This window comes from Polynucleobacter sp. UB-Raua-W9, assembly GCF_018687435.1.
Lineage (GTDB): Bacteria > Pseudomonadota > Gammaproteobacteria > Burkholderiales > Burkholderiaceae > Polynucleobacter.
In genome coordinates this window covers 384,258-409,587 of sequence record NZ_CP061290.1, presented here as the reverse complement: position 1 = coordinate 409,587, position 25,330 = coordinate 384,258, and the positions used below count along the sequence as shown (strand labels likewise).

Genomic DNA, 25,330 nt, shown 5'->3' with positions numbered 1-25,330 from the left:
CATTGATTGCTGCAAGTGATTTATCTAAGAAAAAAGCGGCTTTTTAGGGAGCCGCTTCGATCTATTTAGACTAAAAAAAATTAGTCGTTTTTAGTTTTAACAACTTTACGGCCACGATAGTAGCCATTTGGTGAAATGTGGTGGCGCAAATGAGCCTCACCAGTTGTGGCTTCAACAGCCGTAGCAGGTGCGGTCAAAAAGTCGTGCGCACGGTGCATGCCACGTTTGGAAGGTGATTTTTTGTTTTGTTGAACGGCCATATTGAACTCCTAAGCAAGGCGACATTCTAGCATGGAAAAGCGTCTAAATGCTTGATTTATCAATAGAGACTACTGAAAACAACAGGGGGGCGTAAAAGCCCATTTATCAGTTTTTCTTGATATTTTTCAATATGTTAAAGGGATTTTCAAGCTCATCAACCCCCTCATCGCCCTCCTCCAGCCCAAAAACTGAGCTGTGGGGCTCACAAAAACCCTCTGGATGCTTTGGAATCAAGGGCAAAGATAGTAAAACCTCATCCTCAATTGTCTCCAAGAGGTTGAAATGCTGACTTGCCACTAAAGGGTCCTGCTCCTCGTCTTCCATGGGGTACTCATCAGCCTCAGCCTCCGATGCCAGGAGAACGAAGCGCCTTTTTTCATCCAAATCCAAGGCGCAGTCTTGCAAACAACGCTGGCAAATCAGGTGTAGACGGCCTTTTAAGGCTAATTCCAGGATTTGGCGGGGCTCACTACCCGGCGAATCTTCGAAGTGGGTCTTCATTTGCCATTCAAAGCCATCGCCGGGATTAATGCTTGAAGCCTCCTCAGCAAGCCTGGGCATATCAGAAATAGCCAAAAAACCAGCGCCCTGATAGGACTGAGGTGCACAAAAATCGACCCTTTTTAAGGCATGAGGTTCGGCCGATAACTGGACTTGAGGTAAAACTTGATTACGATTCATGGCATCAGTCTAAATCAAGGCATCCTCGAAAGTCAGCAGCAATGAGCAACTTAAGCAATCCACCCCTCATCTTGGCATCCACCTCGACCTATCGCCGCGAGCTTTTAGAACGCTTGCGCATTCCTTTTAAAGTTGTTTCTCCTGAAGTCGATGAAACACCGCTCACTGGCGAGAGCACTCTCGAATTGGCATTACGTCTTGCAGCTGCAAAAGCAGCGGCGGTTGCTAAAGAGCATCCCAATGCATGGGTGATTGGCTCTGATCAAGTGGCCGATTTATGTGGCGCCGCAATTGGCAAGCCTGGTAATTTTGAAAGGGCCTTAGCCCAACTCCAAGTCATGCGCGGCCAGACAGTGACTTTTCATACAGCACTTTGTTTAATGAATGGCAATAACCAAACGACATTAAACGTGCCGACTGAAGTTACTTTTCGTAAACTCTCTGATGATGTTTTAGAAAGCTATCTACTTGCAGAAGAGCCTTATGACTGCGCTGGTAGCGCCAAGTCTGAAGGCCTTGGCATTAGCCTTCTCGATTCCATTAGGAGCGACGACCCGACCGCCCTCATTGGTTTGCCACTGATTGCTCTAACGGGTTTATTGCGTGATGCTGGATTTAGCATTCCAACGAAAAATGAATCATGGCAAAGCTAGGCACACTCTTTTTAACCCCTAATACATTAGGCGATGATGCACGCACTGAGCAATTGCCATGGGTGCTCCCCAGTGAAACACTTTTGCAAACTGCCAAACTAAAGCATTGGATTGTTGAGGATGCCAAAACAGCACGCGCCTTATTAAAAGCAGTCGATAGCATTTCTCCATTGGCTTGCACTATTCAAGAAATGCACATGAGCGAATGGCGAGGCGCAGCTCGTAACGCCAAGTATGGTGATGCTGTGAAGCCTGCAGATTTACTCAAACCACTAGTTGCCGGCAATGATATGGGCTTAATGTCTGAAGCCGGCGTGCCAGGTGTTGCCGATCCTGGTGCCGAGCTGGTCTTAGCGGCACACCAACTCGGAGCACAAGTGAAGCCATTAGTCGGTCCTAGCTCAATCTTGCTAGGATTAATGGCCAGCGGTCTCAATGGCCAGCGTTTTGCCTTTCAGGGATACCTGCCTCACGATACGCATGAGCGTAGTGCCAAACTCAAGCTGTTGGAGGCGGAGTCTCGCAAATTACAGCAAACTCAGATTTGGATTGAGACACCCTATCGCAATACAGCGATGCTCATGGCTTGCTTAAGTTCTTTAGCCCCACAATCTTTACTTTGCTTGGGCGTAGATCTCAGCCTCACAACAGAAATGATTGCAACACTATCGATTGCAGATTGGCGCAAACGCTACCCAAATGAAGCTGCATGCGCTTCACTACAAAATAGGCCAACAGTATTTCTACTATTGGCCTGATCTTGAGAGCTTTGTTTTGCTGATTTGTTTTTATTTCAAGTCTGGCGTCTTCACCAAAACCTTGCCAGCAGCTGCGCCAGCCTCTGCACCAAAACGTTTCGCCACACGCTCCGCAAAATTTTCTTTCATGGTGTAGTCCAAAATATCCGGGGCTTTAAAGATGTCGCGTGCCACCGACTCTACTGTGCCGTAACCATCTACTAAACCAATCTTGACGGCCTGCTCACCATTCCAGATGCGTCCAGAAAATAAATCTGGTGCGTCTTTTAAACGCGTGCCACGACCTTCTTTCACCACTGCAATAAATTGCTGATGAATCTCATCGATCATGGTTTTCACCATTTCCACTTGCTTAGGGTTTTCTTTGCTGAATGGATCAAGCATGCCTTTATTGGATCCAGAGGTAATCATGCGACGAGTAACGCCTAACTTATCCATCAAACCGGTAAAGCCAAAACCTTCCATGATCACGCCGATTGAACCAACCAAGCTGGCCTTATCCACCAAGATCTGATCACCAGCAACTGCAACATAGTAACCACCGGAGGCGCAGATATCTTCGACTACAACGTAAAAGGGTTTGTTGGGATAAAGCTTACGCAAACGATGAATCTCATCATTAATCATCCCCGCTTGCACCGGTGAACCGCCAGGACTATTGATGCGCAGAACAACGCCAGCACTGTGCTCATTCTCAAAAGCAGAAACCAATGAAGAGTTAATGTCCAGAGCATTTGCCATGGAGCTTGATGAGATTTCACCTTCTAATGTAACCATAGCGGTGTGCTTTTCTACACCCATGCCGCGCCCTGGTAGATGAAAATCAAACACCGAAAGAATCACTCCAATCATTGCCACTAAAGTCAGTACGCGCAGTACAGCTTTCCAGCGACGGGCTTTACGACTCTCTTTCAAGTTCTCCAGGAGCAAATGCTCAAGAGCTTGACGTTCCCAGTTTGGGCTTGGATTATTTTCCATCTTAATTCCTTAGTATTGCGTATTTACAGATTATCTTTGAGCCATTGTGACAGTTGTGCCACATCATCTACATGCGCCAATGATGGGGATGTTTTTAGGGTATCGAGAGGATGCGCGCCATACGTCACTGCCACCGCATCTACTCCAGCATTCGCTGCCATATCCAAATCATGTGTAGTGTCACCGATCATCAACATCCGACGGGTGGGCACTTGGGTTACATCGGATAACTCAAGCAACATCCCTGGGTGCGGCTTTGAAAAAGATTCGTCGGCAGTCCGTGTTTCATGAAAGAGATGAGCAATTTGGTGGTGTTTTAAAGAGCGATCCAAGCCTACCCTGGATTTACCGGTGGCCACACCCAATAGATATTGATCGGCTCGAAGTTTTTCCAAGAGCTGACGAATGCCCACGAATAAATCGAGCTCATGATCTTTTGCTAAATAGTGATACCGAAAACGATCCGTCAATTTTGGAAAGTGCACCGGCTCAATCCAAGGAACTGCTCTGCGTAATGAATCCTGAATTCCCAAACCAATGACTGAGCTCGCTAATGCATCATCGGGCTCTTTAAAACCCAAGTCACGACAGGCCTGCTGAATGCAATGCACGATGGTTGGCGTTGAATCCATAATGGTTCCATCCCAATCCCACACAATCAGGTCATAGCGGCGATTGGATTTATCCACTTGTTATGACTCTTCTGTTTGTTGAAAATTCTTCATCATCGCCGCAAACTCTGCTGGCAACGGGGATTCAATCCGCATCTTCTCGCCAGTACGCGGATGTGTAAACCCAGCTAGGTGAGCATGCAAATAAAGACGCTTCGATTTAATGAATTTATCTTGATCTTCAAAGCCGTACTTGTCATCACCCAAGATCGCATGACCGAGCTTCAATAAATGCACACGGATCTGATGGGTTCGGCCTGTTTTCAATTGAGCTTCGGCCAGGGTAATAGCAGCATCTTCACGTTTCATTACCTTAGTAACGCGCAAAGCTGTATGACTTGGTAGTCCCTCGGGGTCTACTCGAACTCTGCGCTCACCATTGGCTAAAAGATATTTATGGAGCGGGTATTTGAGTTGCATCACTTGAGCACCCTGCTCAATTGCTCCATGGGCAAGCAAGTAGTAACGCTTATCCGTCTGACCTTCACGAATTTGGCGATGCAACTCCACTAAAGCACTGCGCTTTTTGGCAAGCAGCAATACGCCGGAGGTATCTCGGTCTAAACGGTGAACTAACTCCAGAAATTTCAATTCAGGGCGGGTGATGCGCAAAGTCTCAATCACCCCCAAAGCAATTCCAGATCCGCCATGCACTGCCAAACCGGGAGGCTTATCTACTATTAAGAGAGCCTCATCTTCAAACAGGATTGGCATTTTGTCTGAGTAACCGTGGGCCCGAGATTTAGTTTGAGCGCTATTGACTGCAGCCATTTGGGCGGGCTCAGCAATTCTGACGGGTGGCACTCGTACGATATCCCCTTCGACCAGGCGTGTAGTTGGTTCGGCCCGCTTCTTATTTACCCGCACTTCCCCCGAGCGAATAATCCGGTAGACATGGCTTTTGGGGACCCCTTTGGCCCAGCGGAGCAAATAGTTATCCAAGCGCTGTCCAGCCTCCTCCGGACCGATAGTCTGTAGATGCACTGTCGCTGGGGCTGAAGCTACTTTTGGCTTAAATATAGGGTCGAATTTCATGATTTATCTCTCTTGCGACCTCGGTAGAGGATGACAAGGGACTCAACAATACCCCATTGTCATTCAACTTGTGCCGTATAATCAACGCTCTAGCCAATTTATTGGCTTGATCCCAACCTGAAGTCAGGTTTGAATCGTGGAGCTTGGAGTCGCCCTTTAAATGACTCCCGGGGTTGCCCCTCCCCCGTTGTAATGAGGCGCAGGGTTGGTGTGCCGTATGCCGCGACCCGCGATTAGAAGACAGTTTTTAGGCGCGCGCCTGCATTGATGACCTAAAGGAGGTCTCTGCGGCGATCGTCAAGTGTGGCACCGAATTGACCAACAGTTAACTTGGTGAACTAGGCAAAAAGCGCCTAGATTTGCATGATCCACACTTAAATACCGCCATCGGCTTAGTCCTTTGCGGCATCAAACTTGTCCCCCTAACGCAGCGCGCAACGACATCCTCCCCCATAGGAGAGTGTTATGAAACGCATGTTATTTAATGCAACTCAACAAGAAGAGTTGCGAGTTGCCATCGTTGATGGTCAAAAACTCATTGATATTGATATTGAAGCTGCCGGTCGCGAACAACGCAAAGGCAATATTTATAAAGGTGTGATTACCCGCATTGAGCCTTCGCTAGAGGCTTGTTTTGTCAACTATGGTGAAGAGCGTCATGGCTTTTTACCCTTCAAGGAAGTTGCCAGAACTTATTTCAAAGAGGGTATAGACGTTCGCAATGCCTCCATTAAGGATGCCTTGCGCGAAGGTCAAGAAATCATTGTTCAAGTAGAAAAAGAGGAGCGTGGCCAAAAAGGCGCCGCTTTAACTTCCTTTATCTCCTTGGCTGGCCGTTATTTGGTATTAATGCCAAATAACCCACGCGGAGGTGGCGTTTCTCGTCGCATTGAGGGTGAAGACCGTCAAGAACTGCGTGAAGCAATGGCTCAACTAGAAGTACCTGATGGCATGAGCATCATTGCTCGTACCGCTGGCATTGGTCGTGACGCTACAGAACTGCAATGGGACTTAAGTTACCTCATGCAGTTATGGAAAGCGATTGATGAGGCCGCTAAAGGCAATTCAGCACCCCTACTGATTTATCTCGAATCCAGCTTAGTGATCCGCGCAATCCGCGATTACTTCCAGCCCGATATCGGCGAGATCCTCATTGATACCGATGACATCTATGAACAAGCTGCTGCATTTATGTCAGTAGTGATGCCAGACAATTTGCCACGAGTAAAGCGCTATCAAGATGATGTGCCTTTGTTCTCTCGTTTCCAAATTGAACACCAGATTGAAACTGCCTACTCACGAACCGTGCCATTACCATCTGGTGGCGCCATTGTGATCGACCACACGGAAGCTCTGGTTTCTGTGGACGTCAACTCTGCACGTGCAACCCGTGGTTCGGATATTGAAGAAACCGCTACTCGCACCAACCTGGAAGCTGCCGATGAAATCGCTCGTCAAGCACGTTTACGTGACTTGGGTGGTTTGATCGTGATTGACTTCATTGATATGGAATCGAGCAAGGCTCAAAAAGATGTTGAGAATCGCCTCCGCGATGCCCTGCGTCATGATCGCGCCCGCGTACAAATGGGCAAAATCTCTAAGTTTGGCTTGATGGAAATGTCACGCCAACGCTTGCGCCCTGCCCTTTCTGAAGGTAGCCATGTAACCTGCCCGCGTTGTAACGGCACAGGTCACATCCGCGATACCGAATCTTCTGCATTGCAAGTTCTGCGCATCATCCAAGAAGAAGCAATGAAAGAGAACACGGCAGCGATTCATACTCAGGTGCCAGTCGAAGTGGCTGCATTCCTCTTGAATGAAAAGCGTGCTGAAGTGATCAAGATTGAGACTCGCTTCAAAGTAAACGTCTTAATGGTTCCGAACAAGCATTTAGAAACCCCACATTACAAGCTAGAGCGTTTACGTCATGATGATCCACGTCTGGATGATCAAAAAGCTAGCTATGTGATGGCTGAAGAAGCTGCTCGCGAACTCGAAACTGACACTACAGTAAGTCGCAAAGACGCTGATGTGAAAGCTCGTCCTGAAGCAGCCGTTAAGGGCATCACCCCAACACAACCTGCGCCGATCAGCCAACCACGTCCTGCACGTACCGAGCAAGTACAAGCTGAAAGCTCTGGTGGTTTATTTGGATTTATCAAGAAGCTATTCTCCTCCTCGCCTGCAGTAGAAGAAAAACCAGCCCCAAGCAATGCCCGTGGTCGCAATCAAGGGCGCAATGGCAACAGTAATGGTGGCGATCGCAATCGTGGTCGCAACCGTCGTGGCGAACGCAATGGTGAGCGCGCAGAGCGTCCTACAGCGACTGCAGCCGAAGGCGCTTCTGAAAGCAATAACAACCGCAACGGCAACCGCAATAACCGTAACGGCAACCGTAACCAGAATGGTCCAAAGCCAGAGCGTCAAGCAAACCCAGCTGCAGTAACTCCTGCCACAGAAGCTACACCAGGTTCAGAAGCAGCACCGAGCACTGATGGTGAAGAGCGTCGTGGCCGTGGTCGTAATCGTCGTGGCCGTGGTCGTAACAGAAATGATCGTGGCGAGCGCGCAGAAAATGGTGATGCAAGTACTTTAGAAGTGGCAACTTCATCAGTGATTCCGTTTTCTGGTCCTCCAGTCGGCATGGCTGGTGCATCCGCATCTATGCCGATGCAGAATCTTTCTAATAGCTTTGGTAATGCAAAACCTGCTGCCGAAAAACAAGAAAGGGCCGAAAGAGCACCACGCCCTCCTCGTCAATCAAATCGTTCGGCGCAAGCTACTCTGAGCACCCCTCCTGTAACCCCAGTTGCAGTAGCAGCAGTTTCTACTGTTGAAGTTATTGCCAAGCCTGCGCCGGAGCTTCCTAAGGTTGCCTTTCAGGCGCTTGAAGAAACTCCATTGCACAGCGTGGTGGAATCTGCTGGCATGATCTGGGTCGCTACTGATGCCTCGAAACATGCAGAAGCACAAAGCCAGATTCAGCCTGAGGCAAGTAGCTTAGGTAGGGCGCCAAAACCTGCAGCAAGTCTGCCAGAAGGTCCAATGGTTCTAGTTGAAACCGGCGGACAAGAAAAAACGGTTTAACGCGTACTCCAGTTTTTCTCCAGACCGTCATTTATCCCATAAGGATATTTGGCGGTTTGGCAGAAACACCGTTTCACGGCCATAATTGTGCATATGGTTGAAAAAGTCATCCCCAAAGTGATCCCCATCCGTATCGATGAAGGCAAAGGTCTCGACCCGTCTATTGGGGCGCAACTCATTACGCCTCACGGCAACACCCAAGATACTCGTGGACGCATTTTGCGTGACTTACGTATTTCAGTCACCGATCGTTGTAACTTCCGCTGCACCTATTGCATGCCCAAGGAAGTCTTTGATCAGAGCTACCCCTACCTATCTCACAAAGAACTATTGAGCTTTGAGGAGATTGCTCGCTTAACTTCAATCTTTTCCACCTTGGGTGTCGAGAAGATTCGCTTAACTGGTGGCGAACCATTACTGCGCAAGAACTTAGAACTACTGATAGAAATGTTGGCGGAGGTGCGCACGCCAGAAGGAAGGCCACTCGATCTCACTCTAACTACAAATGGCAGCATCCTTCGCAAAAAAGCTGCTGCATTAAAAGCTGCCGGTTTACAAAGACTGACGATTAGCTTAGATGGTCTTGATGATGCCACCTTTAGAAAAATGAATGATGTGGACTTCCCGGTATCAGATGTTTTAGATGGCATTGCTGCCGCTAAGGAAGTTGGCTTTGGGAATATCAAAGTGAATATGGTAGTTAAAAAAGGTACGAATGATCACGAGATCGTATCTATGGCAAAACACTTTAAAGGCAGTGGCGTCATTCTGCGCTTTATCGAATTTATGGATGTAGGCAGTTCCAATGGTTGGAATATGGCAGAGGTACTGCCGTCTAAAGAAGTTATTGCCAGCATCAATGAAGTCTATCCCTTAGAGGCAATTGAAGCTAATTACACCGGTGAGGTTGCCCAGCGCTGGCGCTATGTCGATGGCTCGGGTGAAGTCGGTGTGATCTCCAGCGTTACCCAAACCTTCTGCCATGAATGCACTCGTGCTCGCATCTCCACAGATGGCCAGATGTATCTCTGCCTCTTTGCAAATGAAGGGTTTGATTTCAAGACTCTATTGCGCTCAGGAAAAAGCGATCTAGAGATTGCAAATGCGATTATGAATACTTGGGCAACACGCGATGATCATTACTCTGAGATTCGTGGTTCGAATACCATCAATCAATCGACCAGCAATCGCAAGGTCGAAATGTCTTATATCGGCGGCTAATGATTTCCCCTGAGCAAATTACTGGTCTCATCTTGGCTGGTGGTCGTGCCCAACGCATGGGGGGCGTTGATAAGGGGTTAATTTCTTTTCACAATAAACCACTGATTGAATCGACCATTGCACAACTCAAGAACCAGGTTGGTCCAATCCTCATTAATGCCAATCGCAACATTACAAAATACGCTGGCTATGGTCACCCCGTCATCATGGATGAAACTCCAGATTTTTCAGGGCCATTGGCAGGGTTCTCTGCAGGCCTCAAAGTCTGCAAAACTACCTACCTACTGACCACCCCTTGTGATTCACCTTTATTGCCAATAGATCTAGGTACAAAACTAGCTGCCGAAATGAACCGCGGTGACTTTCAGCTGGTATATGCCTCTAGTAGTGAGTCGGATGGCAAGGTTTGGGCGCAACCCGTTTTTTGTTTAATGCGTAGCAATCTTCAAGAGTCACTGAAAACTTTTCTACAAAAGGGTGATCTCAAAATCGATCGATGGTTTAAAGAAATTCGCAGTAGTACTGTGGTGTTTAATGATGCGCAAGCGTTTGCCAACGTCAATACTCCTGAAGAATTAAAAGCATTAGAAGAGGCCTCTGTATGAAGCACTCACCCAATAGTCCAATTCTGCTCACTTCATCGCTGCACGTGGATGAGGCTCGTAAAGCCATTTCTCAGTTAGTCAACGAACTCATTGAAGAGTCTAGGGCGCTTCATGATCCGAAAGATATCGAAACAGTTTCTCTAGATCAAGCCATCAACCGCATTCTTACTCAAGACTTACTTTCGCCAATTGATGTTCCTGCGGCCGATAACTCTGCAATGGATGGTTATGCCTTCAATGGCAAATGCCTAGGTACAGGCGATAACAATATCTCTCTGGAAATAGTAGGTACTGCTTTTGCAGGTAAGCCTTATAAAGGTAAGATCAATCAGGGTGAGTGTTTAAAGATCATGACTGGTGCTGTGATGCCGGCTGACTGCGACACAGTCATTCCGCAGGAATTAACCATTACACAAACTGAAACACAGATTGAGTTTAAGCAGAATCAATTAAAGCCTGGCGAGAATCGTCGCTTGCGTGGTGAGGATTTAAAACAAAGCAAACCTGCGATTCAGGCCGGTCGTTTATTGCGCCCCTCTGATTTAGGTTTAGCTGCATCATTGGGAATCTCCACGCTTCAAGTAAAGCGCAAACTGAAGGTAGCAATTCTGTCCTCCGGCGACGAGCTGCGATCACTAGAACAAACATTAGATGCTGGCAGCATCTATGACAGCAATCGCTATAGCCTCACTGGTTTACTCAATCGCCTCAATCTCGAAATCATTGACTGCGGTATCGTGCGTGATGATCCCGCAGCACTTAAGCAAGCATTTATTGATGCAGCCACAAAGTCGGATGTCTTAATTTCCTCTGGGGGAGTTTCTGTTGGAGAAGCTGACTTCACCAAGCAGATCATGCAAGAGTTAGGTGATGTTGGCTTTTGGAAAATTGCGATGCGTCCTGGACGCCCGATGGCCTTTGGCATCCTCAAAGCTACTGCAGGAGCCTCTGAACGCAAAACATTGTTCTTTGGCTTACCCGGCAACCCAGTAGCCGTAATGGTGACTTTCTACCAATTTGTTCGAGCTGCACTCCTGCAACTGAACGGCTCTAACCAGACTGAGCCCCCAATGACTCAAGCGATTTCTGAGGCCCCCATTCGAAAGAAACCTGGTCGTACAGAGTTTCAACGCGCCATCTTGGGGCGTAATGCCGAAGGACGTCCGACCGTGAGACTCACCGGCAGCCAGGGTGCTGGGATTTTGCGCTCAATGAGCGAAGCAAATTGCTTTGTCATCCTCGCTCACGACCAAGGAAATATTGCTGCTGGTGACTGGGTAGATGTGGCGCTTTTTGAAGGACTGCTTTAAGATTGCATCATTATGAAACTTAGCAAAAAAGAACTCGTCTTCCTAGACCCAATGCACACCGCCAAAACACTCGTTTTGGTTTATTTATGTTTTTCTGTTCCGATCGTCTTGTTGGCCTTATTTGTTGCCTTTGTTCGTGACGGTGCCATTCCAGGATTTACCGTGCTGTCTGCCCTCATTCTGAATGCCCTCCTTGGCTTTGGTTTACTGTGGATTGCTTGCAAGGTGTATAACTGGGTCGCTGGCAAATTTGGTGGAATTGAATTAGCCTTACGCGAGCTACCTGAAGAGATTGAAGCTGAGTAATTCGCAAGACATCAATAAAACCTAAGAAGATATAAAACAATAAAGCCGAGCATTGCTCGGCTTTATTGTTTCTTGCAATCAGCTTTAGCCTTTAAATACTTCTGTATTAATCAAGCTTTGCGGCTTCTTACCGGCAATTGCAGCACGTAAATTTTCTACCGCTAAATCAATCATTGCTCTACGAGTCTTTTCGGTTGCGCTAGCAATATGCGGAGCCAACACCACATTACTGAGTTTCAGTAATTCAGGATTGACTTTGGGCTCACCCTCAAATACATCTAAGCCTGCAGCAAAAATCTTTTTCTCTTTAAGTGCTTGCGCCAAAGCAGCATCATCCACAATGCCACCACGGGCAATATTTACCAGGGTCGCAGTAGGCTTCATGAGCGCAATTTCTTTGGCGCCAATAGTGTGATGATTTTCTGCTGTGTATGGCAATACCAAGACTACGTGATCAGCGGTGCGAAGTAATTCTTCTTTAGAGACATACTTTGCGCCGCAAGCTTTTTCATCAGCCTCAGGCAGACGACTGCGATTGTGATAAATCACATTCATTCCAAAGCCCAGGGCACGCTTTGCAATGCCTTGCCCAATACGGCCCATACCAATAATGCCCAAAGTACTGTGATGTAAATCCATGCCCAATGGGTTTGTCACAATGGACCATTTATCCCAGTGACCTTCTCTAATCCAGCGCTCAGACTCGGTAATGCGCCTTGCCGTGGCCATTAATAATGCGAAGCCAAAATCAGCTGTGGTATCTGTCAATACATCTGGCGTATTGCTCGCCATAACACCGGCTGCAGTGATTGAAGGCACATCGAAATTGTTGTAGCCCACTGAAATATTCGCTACGATTTTTAAGTTCTTGGCATTAGCCAAAGCAGTTGCGTCAATACGTTCGCTACCAGTGACCAATGCACCTGCCACGCCTGACAACTCCTTTTGTAATTCCTCGGGGGTAAAGACTTGATCAGCCTGATTAGAGCGGACCTCAAACGACTCCTCTAATTTGGCAAGCAGATCAGGGAATATTGCTCTAGCCACTAAAACTTTCGGTTTATTACTCATATCTGTCCTTGTGTTTATCTAATCACCTGCTCTTTGGCAATCCCGTATATTAAATTGATCTTGAAAATAATGAGGGCAATATATTGATGCAATGCACAATAAAAATACGCCCTGATCGAGGGGAAACCCTCAATCCCATTTGCCCCATTTTGGAATAACCTCTAGAAAGGATTTATTTCATCCAGTAGTGAACTTATAAAAAAACGATCATAGGAGATTTAGATGTCTGAGACCAAGAACACCAGCCCACGCCGTAAGTTTCTAAAGAATGCTGCTGCTGGCACTGCCGGCGCCGCTGCAATGGGCTTCCCAATGATTTCAAATGCGCAAACGATTAATTTGCGCTTCCAATCAACATGGCCAGCTAAAGATATTTTCCATGAGTACGCCAATGACTACGCAACAAAAGTAAATGCGATGTCTGGTGGTCGACTCAAGATTGAAGTGCTACCAGCTGGATCAGTTGTAAAAGCCTTTGATATGTTAGACGCTGTATCTAGCGGAACATTGGATGGCGGCCATGGCGTTTTAGCTTATTGGTACGGCAAGAGCCCTGCACTAGCGCTCTGGGGATCAGGTCCTGCTTTTGGTATGGATGCGAATACCCTCCTATCTTGGAACCAATATGGCGGTGGTCAACAGCTATTGAATGAGATATACAGCGATCTTAAGCTTGACGTGGTTTCATTCCCTTATGGCCCAATGCCAACCCAGCCACTGGGCTGGTTTAAAAAACCAATCGCTAAAGTCGATGACTTGAAGGGCTTAAAGTACCGTACGGTTGGTCTCTCTATTGAGATCTTCACAGATATGGGCGCATCAGTTCAAGCATTGCCTGGTGGCGAAATCATCCCAGCAATGGACCGTGGCGTTCTAGATGCTGCTGAGTTTAATAATGCAACTTCAGACCGCATCTTGGGCTTCCCAGACGTATCTAAAGTCAACATGCTCCAAAGCTTCCATCAACCTTCAGAGCAATTTGAAATTATCTTCAACAAGAAGAAATTCAACTCCTTGCCAGCAGACCTCCAAGCCATTCTTTCATACGGAACCCAGGCAGCATCTGCAGATATGTCATGGAAAGCAATTGATCGCTACTCTAAGGACTTTGCTGAGCTCCAAACAAAAGACAAGGTTAAGTTCTACGCCACTCCAAAATCTATCTTGGTAGCCCAATTAAATGCTTGGGACAAGATTATTGCGAAGAAGGCTTCCGAGCTCCCAATGTTTAAGAAAGTGCTTGATTCACAAAAGGCCTTTGCCCAACGTGCAGTTCGCTGGGACTTGCTAGTCAATGTTGACATGAAGATCGCTTACGACCATTACTTTAAAGGCTAAGCAGCTTCTTTAGTGATGGCTTGCATCATGACCGGACGGTAACCCCGTCCGGTTTTTCATAGTTAGATTGAGAAATACATAGTTGTTTTAGGAGAGTAGTTCATGGATAAATTCATGCTGAGAGTAGATGAAATCAGCACCTTCGTTGGCAAGGCTGCTGCTTGGCTTGTTGTTCTATTGATGCTGATGGTCTTTACAGATGTCGTGAGACGCTATGCATTTAATTCCCCATCGGCCTGGATTGGTGAGTTATCTGTGATGGCATATGGCACCCTGTTTATGATGTGTGGTGCATATACTTTGGCGCAAAACGGTCACGTTCGCGGTGACTTCCTTTATGGATCAATGAAGCCGCGCACACAGGCAACCCTGGATTTAATTTTGTACATCACCTTTTTCTTACCAGGAATCGCTGCTTTGGTTTATGCCGGCTATACCTATGCCGGAGAATCTTGGCGTATTGGTGAACACACCACCCAGATTGCTAATGGACCGCCGCTATATCCCTTCAAAACCATTATTCCAATTGCAGGAGCATTTGTGCTGTTGCAGGGTTTTGTAGAAATCTTGCGTTGCATTGTTTGCCTCAAAACAGGTGAATGGCCTGAACGCTTAAAAGATGCCGAAGAAATCGATGTAATTGAACAGCAATTAGCTTCCTCAGTTCACGTCGATGATGAAGCTCGTCAACTCGCCATCAAAAATGCCAAAACAATCGATGAAGCAGCGCATCATCGTATTGGCCAAACTAAAGAGATAAATCATGAGTGATCCAATTCTTGGCTTAGCCATGCTCGGCTTGATTATTGTTGTAATCATGCTGGGCTTCCCAACAGCCTTTACCCTCATGGGTTTAGGCATGATGTTTGGTTTTGCAGCCTTCTACGATCCATCGCAAAGCTGGGCTGCAAATAAAGTCTTTACCCTCATGGTGCAAAGAACTTTTGGCGGCATGACGAACGATGTCCTACTATCAATCCCCCTATTCGTATTAATGGGATATGTGATGGAACGAGGGGCGCTAGTAGATAAGATGTTCTACAGCATCCAACTGGCTTTCCGTCGTGTACCAGCTTCCTTAGCGGTAGCTACTCTGATTGTTTGTACCTTCTGGGGTATTGCAAGCGGCCTCGTTGGCGCTGTGGTTGTACTCATGGGCGTGATTGCCATGAAGCCGATGCTTAACGCAGGCTATGACACACGCCTTGCTGCTGGCGTCATTACCGCTGGTGGCACCCTGGGTATTTTGATTCCACCTTCAGTCATGATCATTGTGTACGCAGCTGTTGCAGGCCAATCAGTAGTGAAGCTTTATGCCGCTGCGATGGTGCCAGGATTCTTTCTCGCATTCTTGTATTTGGTCTACATCATTGGCTGGGCTTTAATTAATCCTAAGGTTGCGCCAAAGCTTCCAGCCGACCAATTGATCGTGCCAGTTCCTGCATCGATTCGCTTTTTAGGAGAGCACTATTCAAAGAATATGTTGCTAGCCTCATTCAAGGCTTTGTTCGCTCCAGCCAAATTACTGAAGGCGCCAACTGAAGCAAAACTCTCTTTCAAGAATATTGTTAAGAATGTATTGGCAGCATTAACCCCATTTATTTTGGTTGCAGTCACTATGTGGGGTGCGTGGTGGTATGTCATGATTCATCAGCAATCTGAAAAAGACGCACAGAATATTCCAGTAGCCGCCCAAGTTGCTAAACCAACGGCAACTAGCACTGCTGCGCCAGCAGATGATGCACTCGTAGCGATTGACGCCACATCGAACAATAACAAGTCTAAAGAAGTTGAAGAAGATGCGCCTCTGGTTGCCCTCGATGCTGCGTCTGGAGATGACCCAATTGAAGCTGGGGCTGTTGCAGAAGCTGATAATGGGCCGCCAGAAAACTTCGAGTTGTATTTTGGCTTGACTTGCGTACTCTTCGGCCTGCTATTGGTTTACTACTACCTCAAACTAGATGAGGAGCAGTTTGAAATTCTCAAACTATTAATTGAGTCGGTGATGCCTTTGGGTGTTCTCACCATCTTAGTGCTAGCTGTGATCCTCCTGGGCATCACTACTGCTACTGAGTCTGCAGCAGTGGGCGCACTGGGCGCTTTTATTCTGGCACTTCAAGCTGGAACCTTAGACTTTGAACGCACCAAGCAGGCGGTGTTCTTGACTGCAAAAACAACCTCAATGGTGTGCTGGTTGTTTGTGGGCTCAGCGCTCTTCTCGGCTGTGTTTACTATTTTGGGCGGTCAATCGATCATCGAAAAATGGGTGCTTATGCTAGACCTAACACCAATTCAGTTCATGCTGCTCTCTCAAGCGATCATCTTCTTCCTAGGATGGCCTTTAGAGTGGACTGAAATTATTGTTATTTTCGTCCCAATCTTCCTGCCTATTTTGGCTCACTTCAATATCGACCCACTCTTGTGGGGCACCTTGGTGTTTGTCAATCTGCAAGCGGCATTCTTGTCACCACCAGTTGCAATGTCTGCCTTCTATCTTAAGGGCGTATCACCACCAGGCGTCACGCTCAACCAGATTTTTGCAGGCATGATGCCTTACATGTTCATCGTGATCGCTTGTATGGTTTTCATGTATATTTGGCCAGGTATGACATTGTGGCTACCAAGATTCCTCTACGGAGGTTAATTTAGGTAACTCTAGTAAAAGAAAAAGCGCTCTCAACGGAGCGCTTTTTTTATACCTACTAATGAGATGAACTAAGCAGCCTGCTGAAGTAGCTCGCTATTTGTTTTCCCCAAGGCAACGGTAAATAAACCTTGCCAGTAGTTGAATGCCGCCAACTCATCTTCATCTAACTCCATCTCAATAAAGGCTGGATGACGAATCAAGGAAAGCCAGATACGGCAAAACATCTTGTCCTCAAGGCCAGAGGGCTTACTCACAAAAGGAATTTCTTCAAGATTAGGAATCATCTCGTAAACACCCTCTTTGTCATCCATTTCCTGCTTATCACGGCTCAAGCGCATCATTTCGAGCATGACCCTGCCCAGTTGATCGTAATGTCCCTGCCAGCAAATAGGGGTGGCTGCGATCTCCTTGGTGACCTCTAAATACTTACGCGCAAATTCACTCCATGCATGCGCTAAATCAAATTCTGTCTTGACCTTCGCGTTTTGTAAACTGGTAGGCAAGTTGGTGGATTTCATTAACTCAAGATTTCGATCGCCCCCAAAGGTGTAATCAATAATCAATAATGGTTTCGCTGTTTTATCGATCTGCAGCCGATACTCTTCCATGGTCCACTCTTTCGTAGTTGGGTTTATTGCTTTCAATTCTTAAAGTGTAATCAATTGGGATTTGACTTTAGAAAAGGAGTGCCCTAGGGAAAGCCCTTGTTAAGCGCTATTTTTACTCTCTACCGCCATATGGGTATAGGCGATTTGTAGCAACGGGCAATCGATCGACCCAGGGCTTGCAAAGCCAATCAAATCGCCCAAGATATGCTGATGCTCATTCCTTTTGCCTGCGAGCAAGTCCCTCAGCATTGAGGCGGTAAAGGGCGACCCTTCCTTGGTAAGAATTTCTTGAGAACTTACTTGGGTGCTCTGCGCTATTGCATACCCACAGCTTGCAGCGATAGCGCAGCATTCAGCAAACATGCGCTTACTGAGGTCTTTTCCATAAGGTGTAGCTGCAATCTCTCCAATCGAGCCGCGGCAGATTGTGGTCATACCTGCCAAGGTTGCCAAGAATACCCATTTATCCCACAGTGCTTGCTCGATATTGTCTTTATAAAAGGCATCGAAATCCGTCTTTTTACACAAGGTAAAAAGTTCCTGGCTCAACGCCTCCTGCCCTGGAGTGCGTGGACCCACCGTCAATGTACCCAATTCGGTTAGCTGCTTTACAGAGCCTGACTCGGAGATGGTTGCCGCAATATGCGCCACGCCACCCATCACACGCTCTTTGCCAAATTGACGATCTAAGGTATTGAGGTGGGTGAGCCCATTTAAAAATGGAAGAATGATGCCTTTTGAGCTTGCTTTGGCAATAGATTTTAGTGAGCCATCTAAATCAAAGGCTTTGCACGTCAGAATGATCAGGTCATACACGGGCTCCAGCTGATCAGCCAAGAGTGTCTTTGGGTGGATTGTGAAGTTACCTTTAGGGGTCTCCACTGTCAGACCTTGGTCTTGAATAAGCTGTTGGCGCTTCTCACGCAACAGATAGGTAATATCAGCCCCAGCCTGATGAAGTTTGGCCCCAAAGAAGCCCCCAATGCCACCCGCCCCAACAATCAGTATTTTCATAGTAGATGCTCTTTTTCCTTCATTTATAACCATGAGAATAGCTCTCATTTTACAAAGTCACCAAAAGGGTCTTTAAGCTTGGAAATCAGGCGCTTACCTGAAAAATTGGCTATTTCGGCTAAAATTGAGCTTTTATAACTTAGCAGACCCAGTTTTGGGGCTCTTTAGATTAAACACCATGACTTACGTTGTTACCGAATCCTGCATCCGCTGCAAATACACAGACTGCGTTGATGTTTGCCCAGTTGACTGCTTTCGTGAAGGTCCTAATTTTTTAGTGATCGATCCAGATGAGTGCATCGACTGCGCTGTCTGCGTTCCTGAGTGCCCTGTTAATGCGATTTATGCAGAAGATGATGTCCCCGGTGATCAACAGGCATTCATCAAACTGAATGCTGATCTATCTCCCTCTTGGACTTCTATTACGAAATCTAAAGCCGCCCTTCCTGATGCGGATGAGTGGAAAGACGTTAAAAATAAACTCGAGCAGTTGGTAAAGTAATTTCCTAACTCCCTTTTCGAGAATTTGTGTTGCACTCCCCCATACAAACCGACGCTGTCATTATTGGCGCCGGCCCTGTGGGTCTCTTTCAAGTCTTTGAACTTGGTCTTCTAGAAATTAAAGCACATGTGATTGACTCTCTGCCAGAGGCTGGAGGTCAATGCATTGAGCTTTATCCAGATAAACCGATTTACGATATCCCCGCGATCCCTGTTTGTACTGGACGTGAGTTAACCAACAATTTACTGAAACAAATCGAGCCATTTGATGCCCAGTTTCATTTGGAGCAAGAGGTTACTCAGCTTGAGAAACAAGCCGATGGGCGCTTTCTGATTGGCACCTCCCAGGGTAAACATTTTTTAAGTAAAACTGTTTTTATTGCTGCCGGCGTGGGCGCCTTTCAGCCCCGCACCCTTAAGCTTGATGGCATAGAGGCTTTTGAAGGTCAGCAGGTTTTCTATAGCGTTAAAAATCCGGAACAATTTACTGGCAAAAAGATTGTGATTTGCGGTGGCGGTGATGCCGCATTGGATTGGACATTACATTTCGTAGATAAAGCTGCGAGCGTAACCCTAATTCATCGACGCGATGACTTTAAAGCAGCACCAGCATCGGTTGCCAAAATACGCGAGCTTTGTAAAAACAAACAAATGCAATTCTTGATTGGGCAAATTAGCAGCTACGAAGTGGAGCGTGATCAGATCTCCAAAATAGTAGTGACTGAGATTGATGGTAAGGATCAAGAGATCGCAGTCGATGATCTCCTCATCTTTTTTGGTCTCTCACCTAAATTAGGCCCAATTGCTGATTGGGGTTTAGATATTGATCGTAAGCAAGTGAGTGTTGATACCGAAAAATTTCAGACTAGCATCCCCGGGATTTATGCCGTGGGAGATATCAATATTTATCCGGGCAAGAAAAAGCTTATTCTGTCGGGCTTTCATGAAGCCGCTCTGGCCGCATTTGCAGCGGCAGCCTATTTAAACCCTGAGAAACAAGTTCAACTCCAGTACACCACCACCTCACCCAAGCTCCATAGAGTTCTTGGGGTGAGTCCTCCCGTATTCGAGTAAGCTAACCCCACATAACCCATTTTTACCAAAATTTATATGCGCCAATATCACGATCTCATGAAAGAAGTGCTTGCTAAGGGAGTCCAAAAGTCCGATAGGACTGGTACAGGCACTATCTCGGTATTTGGGCACCAAATGCGCTTCAACTTGGCCGATGGCTTTCCGATGGTGACCACCAAGAAGCTTCACCTCAAATCCATCATCTATGAACTACTCTGGTTCCTCAAGGGCAGTACCAATAACAACTGGTTGAAAGAGCGCGGTGTATCCATTTGGAATGAGTGGGCAGCTCCAGATGGTGAGCTCGGCCCCATCTATGGTTACCAGTGGCGCTCTTGGCCGGCGCCGAATGGCAAGCACATTGATCAGATCTCTGAAGTAGTCGAAACCATCAAAAAGAATCCAGATTCGCGCCGCATTATTGTTTCCGCATGGAACGTAGCAGACATCCCGCGCATGGCTTTAGCACCCTGCCATGCCTTCTTTCAATTCTATGTTGCTGATGGCAAGTTATCCTGCCAGCTCTATCAACGGAGCGCTGATATTTTCTTAGGTGTACCATTCAACATTGCTAGCTATGCCCTACTCACGCACATGATGGCGCAACAATGCAATTTAGAAGTTGGTGACTTTATCTGGACTGGTGGTGATTGCCATTTATATAGCAATCACTTAGAGCAAGTTGAGCTTCAGTTATCGAGGGATTTCTTCCCATTGCCAAAACTCAATATTCTGCGTAAACCTGATTCTATTTTTGATTACGAGTTCGAAGACTTTGAAATTCTGGGTTACGAATCGCATCCCCATATAAAAGCTCCAGTAGCAATCTAAGAACAAGAAGGTAATTGATGACACAGCCTGCTATTTCCATGATTGTTGCGCGCTCGCGCAATCATGTCATCGGTCGCGATAACCAGATGCCCTGGAAGATCTCGGCTGATTTGCAATTCTTTAAGCGCGTTACCATGGGTCACCCAGTCATCATGGGGCGCAAGACTTGGGAATCGATTGGTCGCCCACTACCTGGCCGTCGCAATATCGTAGTGAGCCGCAATCCACAATTCCAAATTGAGGGGGCGGAGCTTGCAGGCTCATTAGACGAAGCTCTCGAACGCCTAAGCGATACGCCACGTGTATTTGTGATTGGTGGAGAGCAACTTTTTAAACAGGCCTTTGCTAAAGCGGATCGTCTGTTCATCACTGAAATTGATATCGATATCAATGATGGCGATACCTTCTTTGAGGTTCCAGATCTAGACTCTTGGCGGGAAGTGGAGCGTACTGCAGGAGCGGAAGGCGATATTACATTTAATTTTGTGACGCTTGAGCGCAAATAGGAATCAATTGGATGAATCAAAAAGAGCTCCGTGGAGCTCTTTTTTTATAGCTACAAAATCATTTACTGAATCACAATCTTCGATTCTTTGGCGATCTGAGATAAAAACTCAAATTGCTTTCTTTGTGCTATGCCGTTCCGAATCGAGGCTTTAGCTTGCTCAAATGTGGGCGGCTTACTAGTTCTTTTATCCTCGAGTTTTACCAAATACCAGCCTTGTTGCATTTGAATCGGGGCTTGAAATACCTGACCCTTGCCGAGATTTACCAATACCGCTGAGATCTGCGGTGCAACCTGCCCAGCTTGCACCCAGCCAACTGCACCGCCCTGCACTCTATTGGGCGCAAGAGAAACACTCTTAGCCACTTTATCAAATGACTCCCCTTTTTTAATGCGCCCAAGTGCCGCTTGCGCATCTGCTTCAGTAGCAATCGCAATATCACTCACCTTGTACTCAACCAGCATGCCTTGTGGGCCAAGTGAGGCAATTTCTCTGCTGTACTCAGCCTGAACATCGGCGTCAGTAATTGGGTTTTGCGCCATAAAGGTAGACAACTCAAGATCTGCCAAATAATTTTGACGGATCAATGTAAGTTGAGTATTTGCTTTTTCAGAGTTTGCTAACCCATCTTTTTCAGCACGTTGCGAAAGAAGTAATACCTCAATGTATTTCTGCACAACTGCTTGACGTAACTCAGGACTATCTTTCTGACCTTGTGAGGTCGCCATCCGAATGCCCTGCTCCACCATATCATTAGTAATGATGGCTCCATTCACAGAAGCGGCAGCATTGATCGGCAGGCCACTTTGTTGAGAATGTACGCTACCAATAAATGCGAGCGATAAAAATGCGGCTGCCAATAGAGGGCTTCGCACTGATATAAACAAACGGGTGAATGAATTCATTGGGCTTGATCTTTCTAAAAATTAGCCTTAATGGTAACAGCTGCTTATGGCTAGAACCGATAAACGGGGGTGCTTGGCGTATAGGGATCGGACGATTGGGTTTCAATAGCCTCAGCCTCTTCCTCACCCTCTGGCTGACTAAAATACTTCGAGTTTCCAGGCGGCTTTTTGGTCAGACTCTTTGTGGGGGGTGGTGTAGCCACAGGCCCAAAAGGCCCTTCACTGAGAGCGACGGGTTGATTATTAAATTCTCTTAATTGCTCTGGTGTATAGACAGGAGAAGTCTGCGACCCCTTGGGTGGCGGAGTTTGAGGTGTTACTGAGCAACTCACCAATATAAGACAGAGAGCAATGCTTAGGTAGGTATTCATCGAGCCATTGTATGGGAGAGACGGCTCCTTAGCCAAGGTAGGCGGCATAGCAGCAATAGCAAGACTACAGATCCGTAGATAGAAACAGTCTGCAAGTCATTCTTACCCGCTTTATGCCACCAATAATGAATGATTGCTGTGCAGGCAATGACATAAACCAACTTGTGAATTAAGCTCCAGCGCCTCCCTAAGGTACGCACAGCCCAGTTATTGGATGACACAGCTAAAGGGATTAGCAATGCAAAGCTTGTAAAGCCCATTGTGATGAAGGGGCGCTTCAGTACATCAGCCCACATTGCCTGAAAATCTAAATTTTGATCCAGCCAAAACCAAATCGAGAAATGAATGCAGGCATAGAAGAAGCAAAAGAGGCCAAACATTCGACGCCACCTAATCCATGTGACCCAACCAGTGAGAATGCGCAGTGGTGACATTGCTAAAGTGATGCATAAAAATACGAGCGCCCAGGTACCAGTAGAGCGAGTTGCAAACTCAATTGGGTTAGCGCCTAAATCATCAGAAAAGCCAAGCCATATCAAGCGCCCTAATGGCAATAGAGAAATAAAAAATAGCACGCTCTTGAGATAGCTCATAAGCGCATATTAAACGACCCACCATTTAAAGGATGGATCGTTTCATCATAAACTACACTAGCACCACTACTCTAGGCCAAGCTCAAGCCTTCTTTACTAAGGGGGAAGTTTCGAACTGGCCTGCCAATTGCTGCAGAAATAGCATTTGCAACTGCCGGACCAACGACGCAGATGGTTGGCTCACCTACACCACCCCAAAAGTCATAGCTGGGTACAAGAACACTTTCGATTCTGGGGGTTGAGGCTAGCTTCAGTAATGGATAAGTATCGAGGTTTTGTTGTTTGATGCGGCCATTCTCAACAGTGATCTCTGGATTAAAAATAGCGCCCAATGCCATAGCTACAGAGCCTTCAATCTGTTCACGTGTCAAATAAGGATTGACAACATGACCGCAATTTAATGCAAAGACGAGACGGCTAATGTTGACAATATTATTTTTTACCGAGACCTCGGCGACGCAAGCAGAATAACTAGCGTAGCCCATGAACTGCGCAACGCCACGATAGGTGCCTGCAGGCAGAGGCTTATCCCAATTGGCTTTTTTGGCAGCTGCATTTAAAACGCCTAAATGTTTTGGATGGCTTTGCATCAGCGCTTGCCTAAATTGCACCGGATCTTTACCGGCAGCCTTAGCGCACTCATCCATAAAGCATTCCATGAAGATACCGTTTTGATTGGTATTCACGCCACGCCATGGGCCCACAGGAACATGTGTGTTCTTCATCACATACTCTGTTAGCAAAGTTGGGAAGGTATAACCCAACTGTGCATCGGGACCCTTCTCATAAAATCCCTGCAACTGACGTTCATCTTTACCGTTCTTAATGGCAGCTGGCGCAAGAGTGGCGTTAATTGACTGACCGGATACTTTGATATGCATGCCCGTCAGATTGCCAGTATTATCCAAACCAGCGGTCATCTTCGCCATCGCAATCGGATGGTAATAATCGTGAGTCAAGTCCTCTTCACGACTCCAAACCGCTTTCACTGGGATGCCTGGATATTGTTGCGCTACCTTAGCAGCAAAGGTAGTGAAATCTTGCGTAGAGCCACGACGGCCCAAGCCGCATCCAGAATCTAGTTTATAGACTTCACAATTAGCCAGCGGTATACCTGTTGCTTCCGATAGGGCGGCATGCGATCCTTCACCATTTTGCGTTGGAACCCAAGCCTCTGCACGATTGCCCGTAATTTTTACAGTGGCATTCATGGGCTCCATCGTGACATGCGCCCTAAAGGGAGTGTAATAAATTGCCTCTACCTTTTTACTGGCGCTACTGATGGCCGCAGGTGCATCACCCTCCTTGCGCTGCCAAAAGTCTCCTTGTTCATCTAAGCCATCACGCAGCATCTTTTCAATGCCAGCCTGCGAAGTATTGGCGCCCTTACCCTCATCCCAAACAATTGGCAAAGCATTGAGCGCTGTATTGGCACGCCACCAGGTGTCTGCAACTACGGCAAGTGTACTGTCGTCAATTTTAACGACCCCCTTCACGCCACGCATGCCTTTGATTTTGGCTTCGTCATAACTTACTAACTTGCCACCAAAGACGGGGCAAGCTTTAATCGAGGCACACAGCATATTGGGTAACTGTAAATCAATACCGTATACCTTTGTGCCATTGACTTTGTTGACAGTATCGATACGGGCATAGGGCTGTCCAGCCACTTTCCACTCCCTAGGATCACGCAAAGTAATCGATTTAGGATCCGGCGGAGTCAAAGTAGATGCTAATTGGGCAACCTTGCCATAAGTTGTTTTGCGCCCTGTTGGAATATGGGTAATGACACCCTTATCCACTTTGAGCTGACCTACTGGAACATTCCATTGCTTCGCTGCAGCCTCGAGCAGCATAATGCGAGCCGCTGCCGCACCACGACGCACATAGTCTTCTGAAATTCGGATGCCACGACTACCACCGGTACCATGCTCTCCCCAGACGCGCTTGCGAGCTAGGCTCTGGCCAGGTGTGGCGGATTGCGTTTTTACTTTTTTCCAGTTGCACTCCAGCTCTTCGGTCACGAGTTGGGCCAAACCAGTACGAGTACCCTGCCCCATTTCTGAACGGGCAACTCTGATGTAAACAGTTTCATCAGGAGTAATGCTGACCCACGCATTCACTTCAGCATCACCATACATGGTTGGCGTGTTTGGATCATATTGAACGCCGGCAGCATAAGCCAAATCCGGGATAGCGCCGACTCCCAGCATCAAGCCGCCGCCAAGAAGCGTACCTTTGATAATGAAATCCCGCCGCGCAAGGTTTTCTAATGCAATATTTTTATTGTTAGATGTCATCTTGA

The 25,330-nt window shown here is 46.9% G+C and carries 25 protein-coding genes; 14 read left to right on the top strand and 11 right to left on the bottom strand.

The window, feature by feature from the left end:
- Positions 1-80 precede the first annotated feature (80 nt).
- Positions 81-260: a 50S ribosomal protein L32 gene (gene rpmF / locus AOC07_RS02165; protein WP_011902241.1), complete on the bottom strand. Its 180-nt coding sequence runs from the start codon at positions 258-260 to the stop codon at positions 81-83.
- A gap of 106 nt (positions 261-366) precedes the next feature.
- Positions 367-942 carry a DUF177 domain-containing protein gene (locus tag AOC07_RS02160; protein ID WP_215358007.1) on the bottom strand — a complete coding sequence of 192 codons (576 nt, stop codon included), beginning with the start codon at positions 940-942 and terminating at the stop codon, positions 367-369.
- 41 nt (positions 943-983) lie between these two features.
- Here AOC07_RS02160 and AOC07_RS02155 point away from each other — a divergent pair, with 41 nt between their 5' ends.
- Entirely contained in the window at positions 984-1,595 is a 612-nt protein-coding gene (locus AOC07_RS02155) for a Maf family nucleotide pyrophosphatase (protein WP_215293778.1), read from the top strand.
- On the top strand, positions 1,583-2,353 hold the full coding sequence (locus AOC07_RS02150; RefSeq protein ID WP_215358006.1) for an SAM-dependent methyltransferase: 771 nt from the start codon (positions 1,583-1,585) through the stop codon (positions 2,351-2,353). The genes AOC07_RS02155 and AOC07_RS02150 overlap by 13 nt, the downstream gene beginning before the upstream one ends.
- 30 nt (positions 2,354-2,383) lie before the next feature.
- On the opposite strand, the gene sppA is transcribed toward AOC07_RS02150, so the two are convergent.
- From sppA to AOC07_RS02135, 3 genes are read right to left on the bottom strand one after another with little or no spacing between them, the layout of a single operon-like run.
- Positions 2,384-3,331 carry a signal peptide peptidase SppA gene (gene sppA / locus AOC07_RS02145; protein WP_215358005.1) on the bottom strand — a complete coding sequence of 316 codons (948 nt, stop codon included), beginning with the start codon at positions 3,329-3,331 and terminating at the stop codon, positions 2,384-2,386.
- A gap of 23 nt (positions 3,332-3,354) precedes the next feature.
- On the bottom strand, positions 3,355-4,020 hold the full coding sequence (locus AOC07_RS02140; RefSeq protein ID WP_215358004.1) for an HAD-IA family hydrolase: 666 nt from the start codon (positions 4,018-4,020) through the stop codon (positions 3,355-3,357).
- A 3-nt stretch (positions 4,021-4,023) separates the two neighbouring features.
- Positions 4,024-5,037: an RluA family pseudouridine synthase gene (locus AOC07_RS02135; protein ID WP_215358003.1), complete on the bottom strand. Its 1,014-nt coding sequence runs from the start codon at positions 5,035-5,037 to the stop codon at positions 4,024-4,026.
- Positions 5,038-5,502: 465 nt separating this feature from the next.
- Here AOC07_RS02135 and AOC07_RS02130 point away from each other — a divergent pair, with 465 nt between their 5' ends.
- The 5 genes from AOC07_RS02130 (at position 5,503) to AOC07_RS02110 (ending at position 11,566) form a co-directional block, all read left to right on the top strand.
- Positions 5,503-8,124 carry an Rne/Rng family ribonuclease gene (locus tag AOC07_RS02130; RefSeq protein WP_215358001.1) on the top strand — a complete coding sequence of 874 codons (2,622 nt, stop codon included), beginning with the start codon at positions 5,503-5,505 and terminating at the stop codon, positions 8,122-8,124.
- A 93-nt stretch (positions 8,125-8,217) separates the two neighbouring features.
- Positions 8,218-9,345 carry a GTP 3',8-cyclase MoaA gene (moaA, locus tag AOC07_RS02125; RefSeq protein WP_215293772.1) on the top strand — a complete coding sequence of 376 codons (1,128 nt, stop codon included), beginning with the start codon at positions 8,218-8,220 and terminating at the stop codon, positions 9,343-9,345.
- The gene (mobA, locus tag AOC07_RS02120; protein ID WP_215293771.1) at positions 9,345-9,950 is read left to right on the top strand and encodes a molybdenum cofactor guanylyltransferase MobA; all 606 of its coding nucleotides are present in this window, start codon (positions 9,345-9,347) and stop codon (positions 9,948-9,950) included. The genes moaA and mobA overlap by 1 nt, the downstream gene beginning before the upstream one ends.
- Entirely contained in the window at positions 9,947-11,260 is a 1,314-nt protein-coding gene (gene glp / locus AOC07_RS02115) for a gephyrin-like molybdotransferase Glp (RefSeq protein ID WP_215357999.1), read from the top strand. The genes mobA and glp overlap by 4 nt, the downstream gene beginning before the upstream one ends.
- A gap of 12 nt (positions 11,261-11,272) precedes the next feature.
- The gene (locus AOC07_RS02110; protein WP_215293769.1) at positions 11,273-11,566 is read left to right on the top strand and encodes a hypothetical protein; all 294 of its coding nucleotides are present in this window, start codon (positions 11,273-11,275) and stop codon (positions 11,564-11,566) included.
- Between the two features lie 84 nt (positions 11,567-11,650).
- Here AOC07_RS02110 and AOC07_RS02105 read toward each other — a convergent pair whose 3' ends face one another.
- The gene (locus AOC07_RS02105) at positions 11,651-12,637 is read right to left on the bottom strand and encodes a D-glycerate dehydrogenase (protein WP_215357997.1); all 987 of its coding nucleotides are present in this window, start codon (positions 12,635-12,637) and stop codon (positions 11,651-11,653) included.
- A 222-nt stretch (positions 12,638-12,859) separates the two neighbouring features.
- On the opposite strand from AOC07_RS02105, the gene AOC07_RS02100 reads away from it, so the two are divergent.
- The 3 genes from AOC07_RS02100 (at position 12,860) to AOC07_RS02090 (ending at position 16,619) form a co-directional block, all read left to right on the top strand.
- Positions 12,860-13,975 (top strand): TRAP transporter substrate-binding protein, encoded by a 1,116-nt coding sequence (locus AOC07_RS02100; protein WP_215293767.1) that lies wholly within the window; start codon positions 12,860-12,862, stop codon positions 13,973-13,975.
- A 102-nt stretch (positions 13,976-14,077) separates the two neighbouring features.
- Complete coding sequence (locus AOC07_RS02095; RefSeq protein WP_215293766.1) at positions 14,078-14,746, top strand: TRAP transporter small permease subunit; 669 nt, start codon at positions 14,078-14,080, stop codon at positions 14,744-14,746.
- Positions 14,739-16,619 carry a TRAP transporter large permease subunit gene (locus AOC07_RS02090; RefSeq protein WP_215357995.1) on the top strand — a complete coding sequence of 627 codons (1,881 nt, stop codon included), beginning with the start codon at positions 14,739-14,741 and terminating at the stop codon, positions 16,617-16,619. Before AOC07_RS02095 ends, AOC07_RS02090 begins: the two co-directional genes overlap by 8 nt.
- A gap of 71 nt (positions 16,620-16,690) precedes the next feature.
- Here AOC07_RS02090 and AOC07_RS02085 read toward each other — a convergent pair whose 3' ends face one another.
- Positions 16,691-17,230 (bottom strand): hypothetical protein, encoded by a 540-nt coding sequence (locus AOC07_RS02085; protein ID WP_215357993.1) that lies wholly within the window; start codon positions 17,228-17,230, stop codon positions 16,691-16,693.
- 99 nt (positions 17,231-17,329) lie between these two features.
- Positions 17,330-18,244: a 2-dehydropantoate 2-reductase gene (locus tag AOC07_RS02080; protein ID WP_215357991.1), complete on the bottom strand. Its 915-nt coding sequence runs from the start codon at positions 18,242-18,244 to the stop codon at positions 17,330-17,332.
- 178 nt (positions 18,245-18,422) lie between these two features.
- Between AOC07_RS02080 and fdxA the strand changes: the two genes are divergently transcribed.
- Genes fdxA through AOC07_RS02060 form a run of 4 tightly spaced genes read left to right on the top strand, consistent with a single transcriptional unit; the run spans position 18,423 to position 21,156 of the window.
- The gene (gene fdxA / locus AOC07_RS02075; protein ID WP_215293762.1) at positions 18,423-18,746 is read left to right on the top strand and encodes a ferredoxin FdxA; all 324 of its coding nucleotides are present in this window, start codon (positions 18,423-18,425) and stop codon (positions 18,744-18,746) included.
- A 26-nt stretch (positions 18,747-18,772) separates the two neighbouring features.
- Positions 18,773-19,819 (top strand): NAD(P)/FAD-dependent oxidoreductase, encoded by a 1,047-nt coding sequence (locus AOC07_RS02070; RefSeq protein WP_215357990.1) that lies wholly within the window; start codon positions 18,773-18,775, stop codon positions 19,817-19,819.
- Positions 19,820-19,855: 36 nt separating this feature from the next.
- Positions 19,856-20,650 carry a thymidylate synthase gene (locus AOC07_RS02065; protein ID WP_215357989.1) on the top strand — a complete coding sequence of 265 codons (795 nt, stop codon included), beginning with the start codon at positions 19,856-19,858 and terminating at the stop codon, positions 20,648-20,650.
- A 17-nt stretch (positions 20,651-20,667) separates the two neighbouring features.
- Complete coding sequence (locus AOC07_RS02060) at positions 20,668-21,156, top strand: dihydrofolate reductase (protein ID WP_215357988.1); 489 nt, start codon at positions 20,668-20,670, stop codon at positions 21,154-21,156.
- A gap of 62 nt (positions 21,157-21,218) precedes the next feature.
- Here AOC07_RS02060 and AOC07_RS02055 read toward each other — a convergent pair whose 3' ends face one another.
- From AOC07_RS02055 to AOC07_RS02045, 3 genes are all read right to left on the bottom strand, one after another.
- A complete protein-coding gene (locus tag AOC07_RS02055; protein WP_215357987.1) occupies positions 21,219-22,061 on the bottom strand; it encodes a peptidylprolyl isomerase in 843 nt (280 codons plus the stop codon).
- A 367-nt stretch (positions 22,062-22,428) separates the two neighbouring features.
- Positions 22,429-23,025, bottom strand: a complete 597-nt coding sequence (msrQ, locus tag AOC07_RS02050; RefSeq protein ID WP_215357986.1) for a protein-methionine-sulfoxide reductase heme-binding subunit MsrQ — start codon at positions 23,023-23,025, stop codon at positions 22,429-22,431.
- Between the two features lie 71 nt (positions 23,026-23,096).
- Positions 23,097-25,325, bottom strand: a complete 2,229-nt coding sequence (locus AOC07_RS02045) for a xanthine dehydrogenase family protein molybdopterin-binding subunit (protein WP_251371707.1) — start codon at positions 25,323-25,325, stop codon at positions 23,097-23,099.
- Between the last annotated feature and the right edge of the window lie 5 nt (positions 25,326-25,330).

Coding starts and splice junctions, on each gene's coding strand:
- rpmF (WP_011902241.1), bottom strand. CDS start 260: ATGGCCGTTCAACAAAACAAAAAATCACCTTCCAAACGTGGCATGCAC.
- AOC07_RS02160 (WP_215358007.1), bottom strand. CDS start 942: ATGAATCGTAATCAAGTTTTACCTCAAGTCCAGTTATCGGCCGAACCT.
- AOC07_RS02155 (WP_215293778.1), top strand. CDS start 984: ATGAGCAACTTAAGCAATCCACCCCTCATCTTGGCATCCACCTCGACC.
- AOC07_RS02150 (WP_215358006.1), top strand. CDS start 1,583: ATGGCAAAGCTAGGCACACTCTTTTTAACCCCTAATACATTAGGCGAT.
- sppA (WP_215358005.1), bottom strand. CDS start 3,331: ATGGAAAATAATCCAAGCCCAAACTGGGAACGTCAAGCTCTTGAGCAT.
- AOC07_RS02135 (WP_215358003.1), bottom strand. CDS start 5,037: ATGAAATTCGACCCTATATTTAAGCCAAAAGTAGCTTCAGCCCCAGCG.
- AOC07_RS02130 (WP_215358001.1), top strand. CDS start 5,503: ATGAAACGCATGTTATTTAATGCAACTCAACAAGAAGAGTTGCGAGTT.
- moaA (WP_215293772.1), top strand. CDS start 8,218: ATGGTTGAAAAAGTCATCCCCAAAGTGATCCCCATCCGTATCGATGAA.
- mobA (WP_215293771.1), top strand. CDS start 9,345: ATGATTTCCCCTGAGCAAATTACTGGTCTCATCTTGGCTGGTGGTCGT.
- glp (WP_215357999.1), top strand. CDS start 9,947: ATGAAGCACTCACCCAATAGTCCAATTCTGCTCACTTCATCGCTGCAC.
- AOC07_RS02110 (WP_215293769.1), top strand. CDS start 11,273: ATGAAACTTAGCAAAAAAGAACTCGTCTTCCTAGACCCAATGCACACC.
- AOC07_RS02105 (WP_215357997.1), bottom strand. CDS start 12,637: ATGAGTAATAAACCGAAAGTTTTAGTGGCTAGAGCAATATTCCCTGAT.
- AOC07_RS02100 (WP_215293767.1), top strand. CDS start 12,860: ATGTCTGAGACCAAGAACACCAGCCCACGCCGTAAGTTTCTAAAGAAT.
- AOC07_RS02095 (WP_215293766.1), top strand. CDS start 14,078: ATGGATAAATTCATGCTGAGAGTAGATGAAATCAGCACCTTCGTTGGC.
- AOC07_RS02090 (WP_215357995.1), top strand. CDS start 14,739: ATGAGTGATCCAATTCTTGGCTTAGCCATGCTCGGCTTGATTATTGTT.
- AOC07_RS02085 (WP_215357993.1), bottom strand. CDS start 17,230: ATGGAAGAGTATCGGCTGCAGATCGATAAAACAGCGAAACCATTATTG.
- AOC07_RS02080 (WP_215357991.1), bottom strand. CDS start 18,244: ATGAAAATACTGATTGTTGGGGCGGGTGGCATTGGGGGCTTCTTTGGG.
- fdxA (WP_215293762.1), top strand. CDS start 18,423: ATGACTTACGTTGTTACCGAATCCTGCATCCGCTGCAAATACACAGAC.
- AOC07_RS02065 (WP_215357989.1), top strand. CDS start 19,856: ATGCGCCAATATCACGATCTCATGAAAGAAGTGCTTGCTAAGGGAGTC.
- AOC07_RS02060 (WP_215357988.1), top strand. CDS start 20,668: ATGACACAGCCTGCTATTTCCATGATTGTTGCGCGCTCGCGCAATCAT.
- AOC07_RS02055 (WP_215357987.1), bottom strand. CDS start 22,061: ATGAATTCATTCACCCGTTTGTTTATATCAGTGCGAAGCCCTCTATTG.
- msrQ (WP_215357986.1), bottom strand. CDS start 23,025: ATGAGCTATCTCAAGAGCGTGCTATTTTTTATTTCTCTATTGCCATTA.
- AOC07_RS02045 (WP_251371707.1), bottom strand. CDS start 25,325: ATGACATCTAACAATAAAAATATTGCATTAGAAAACCTTGCGCGGCGG.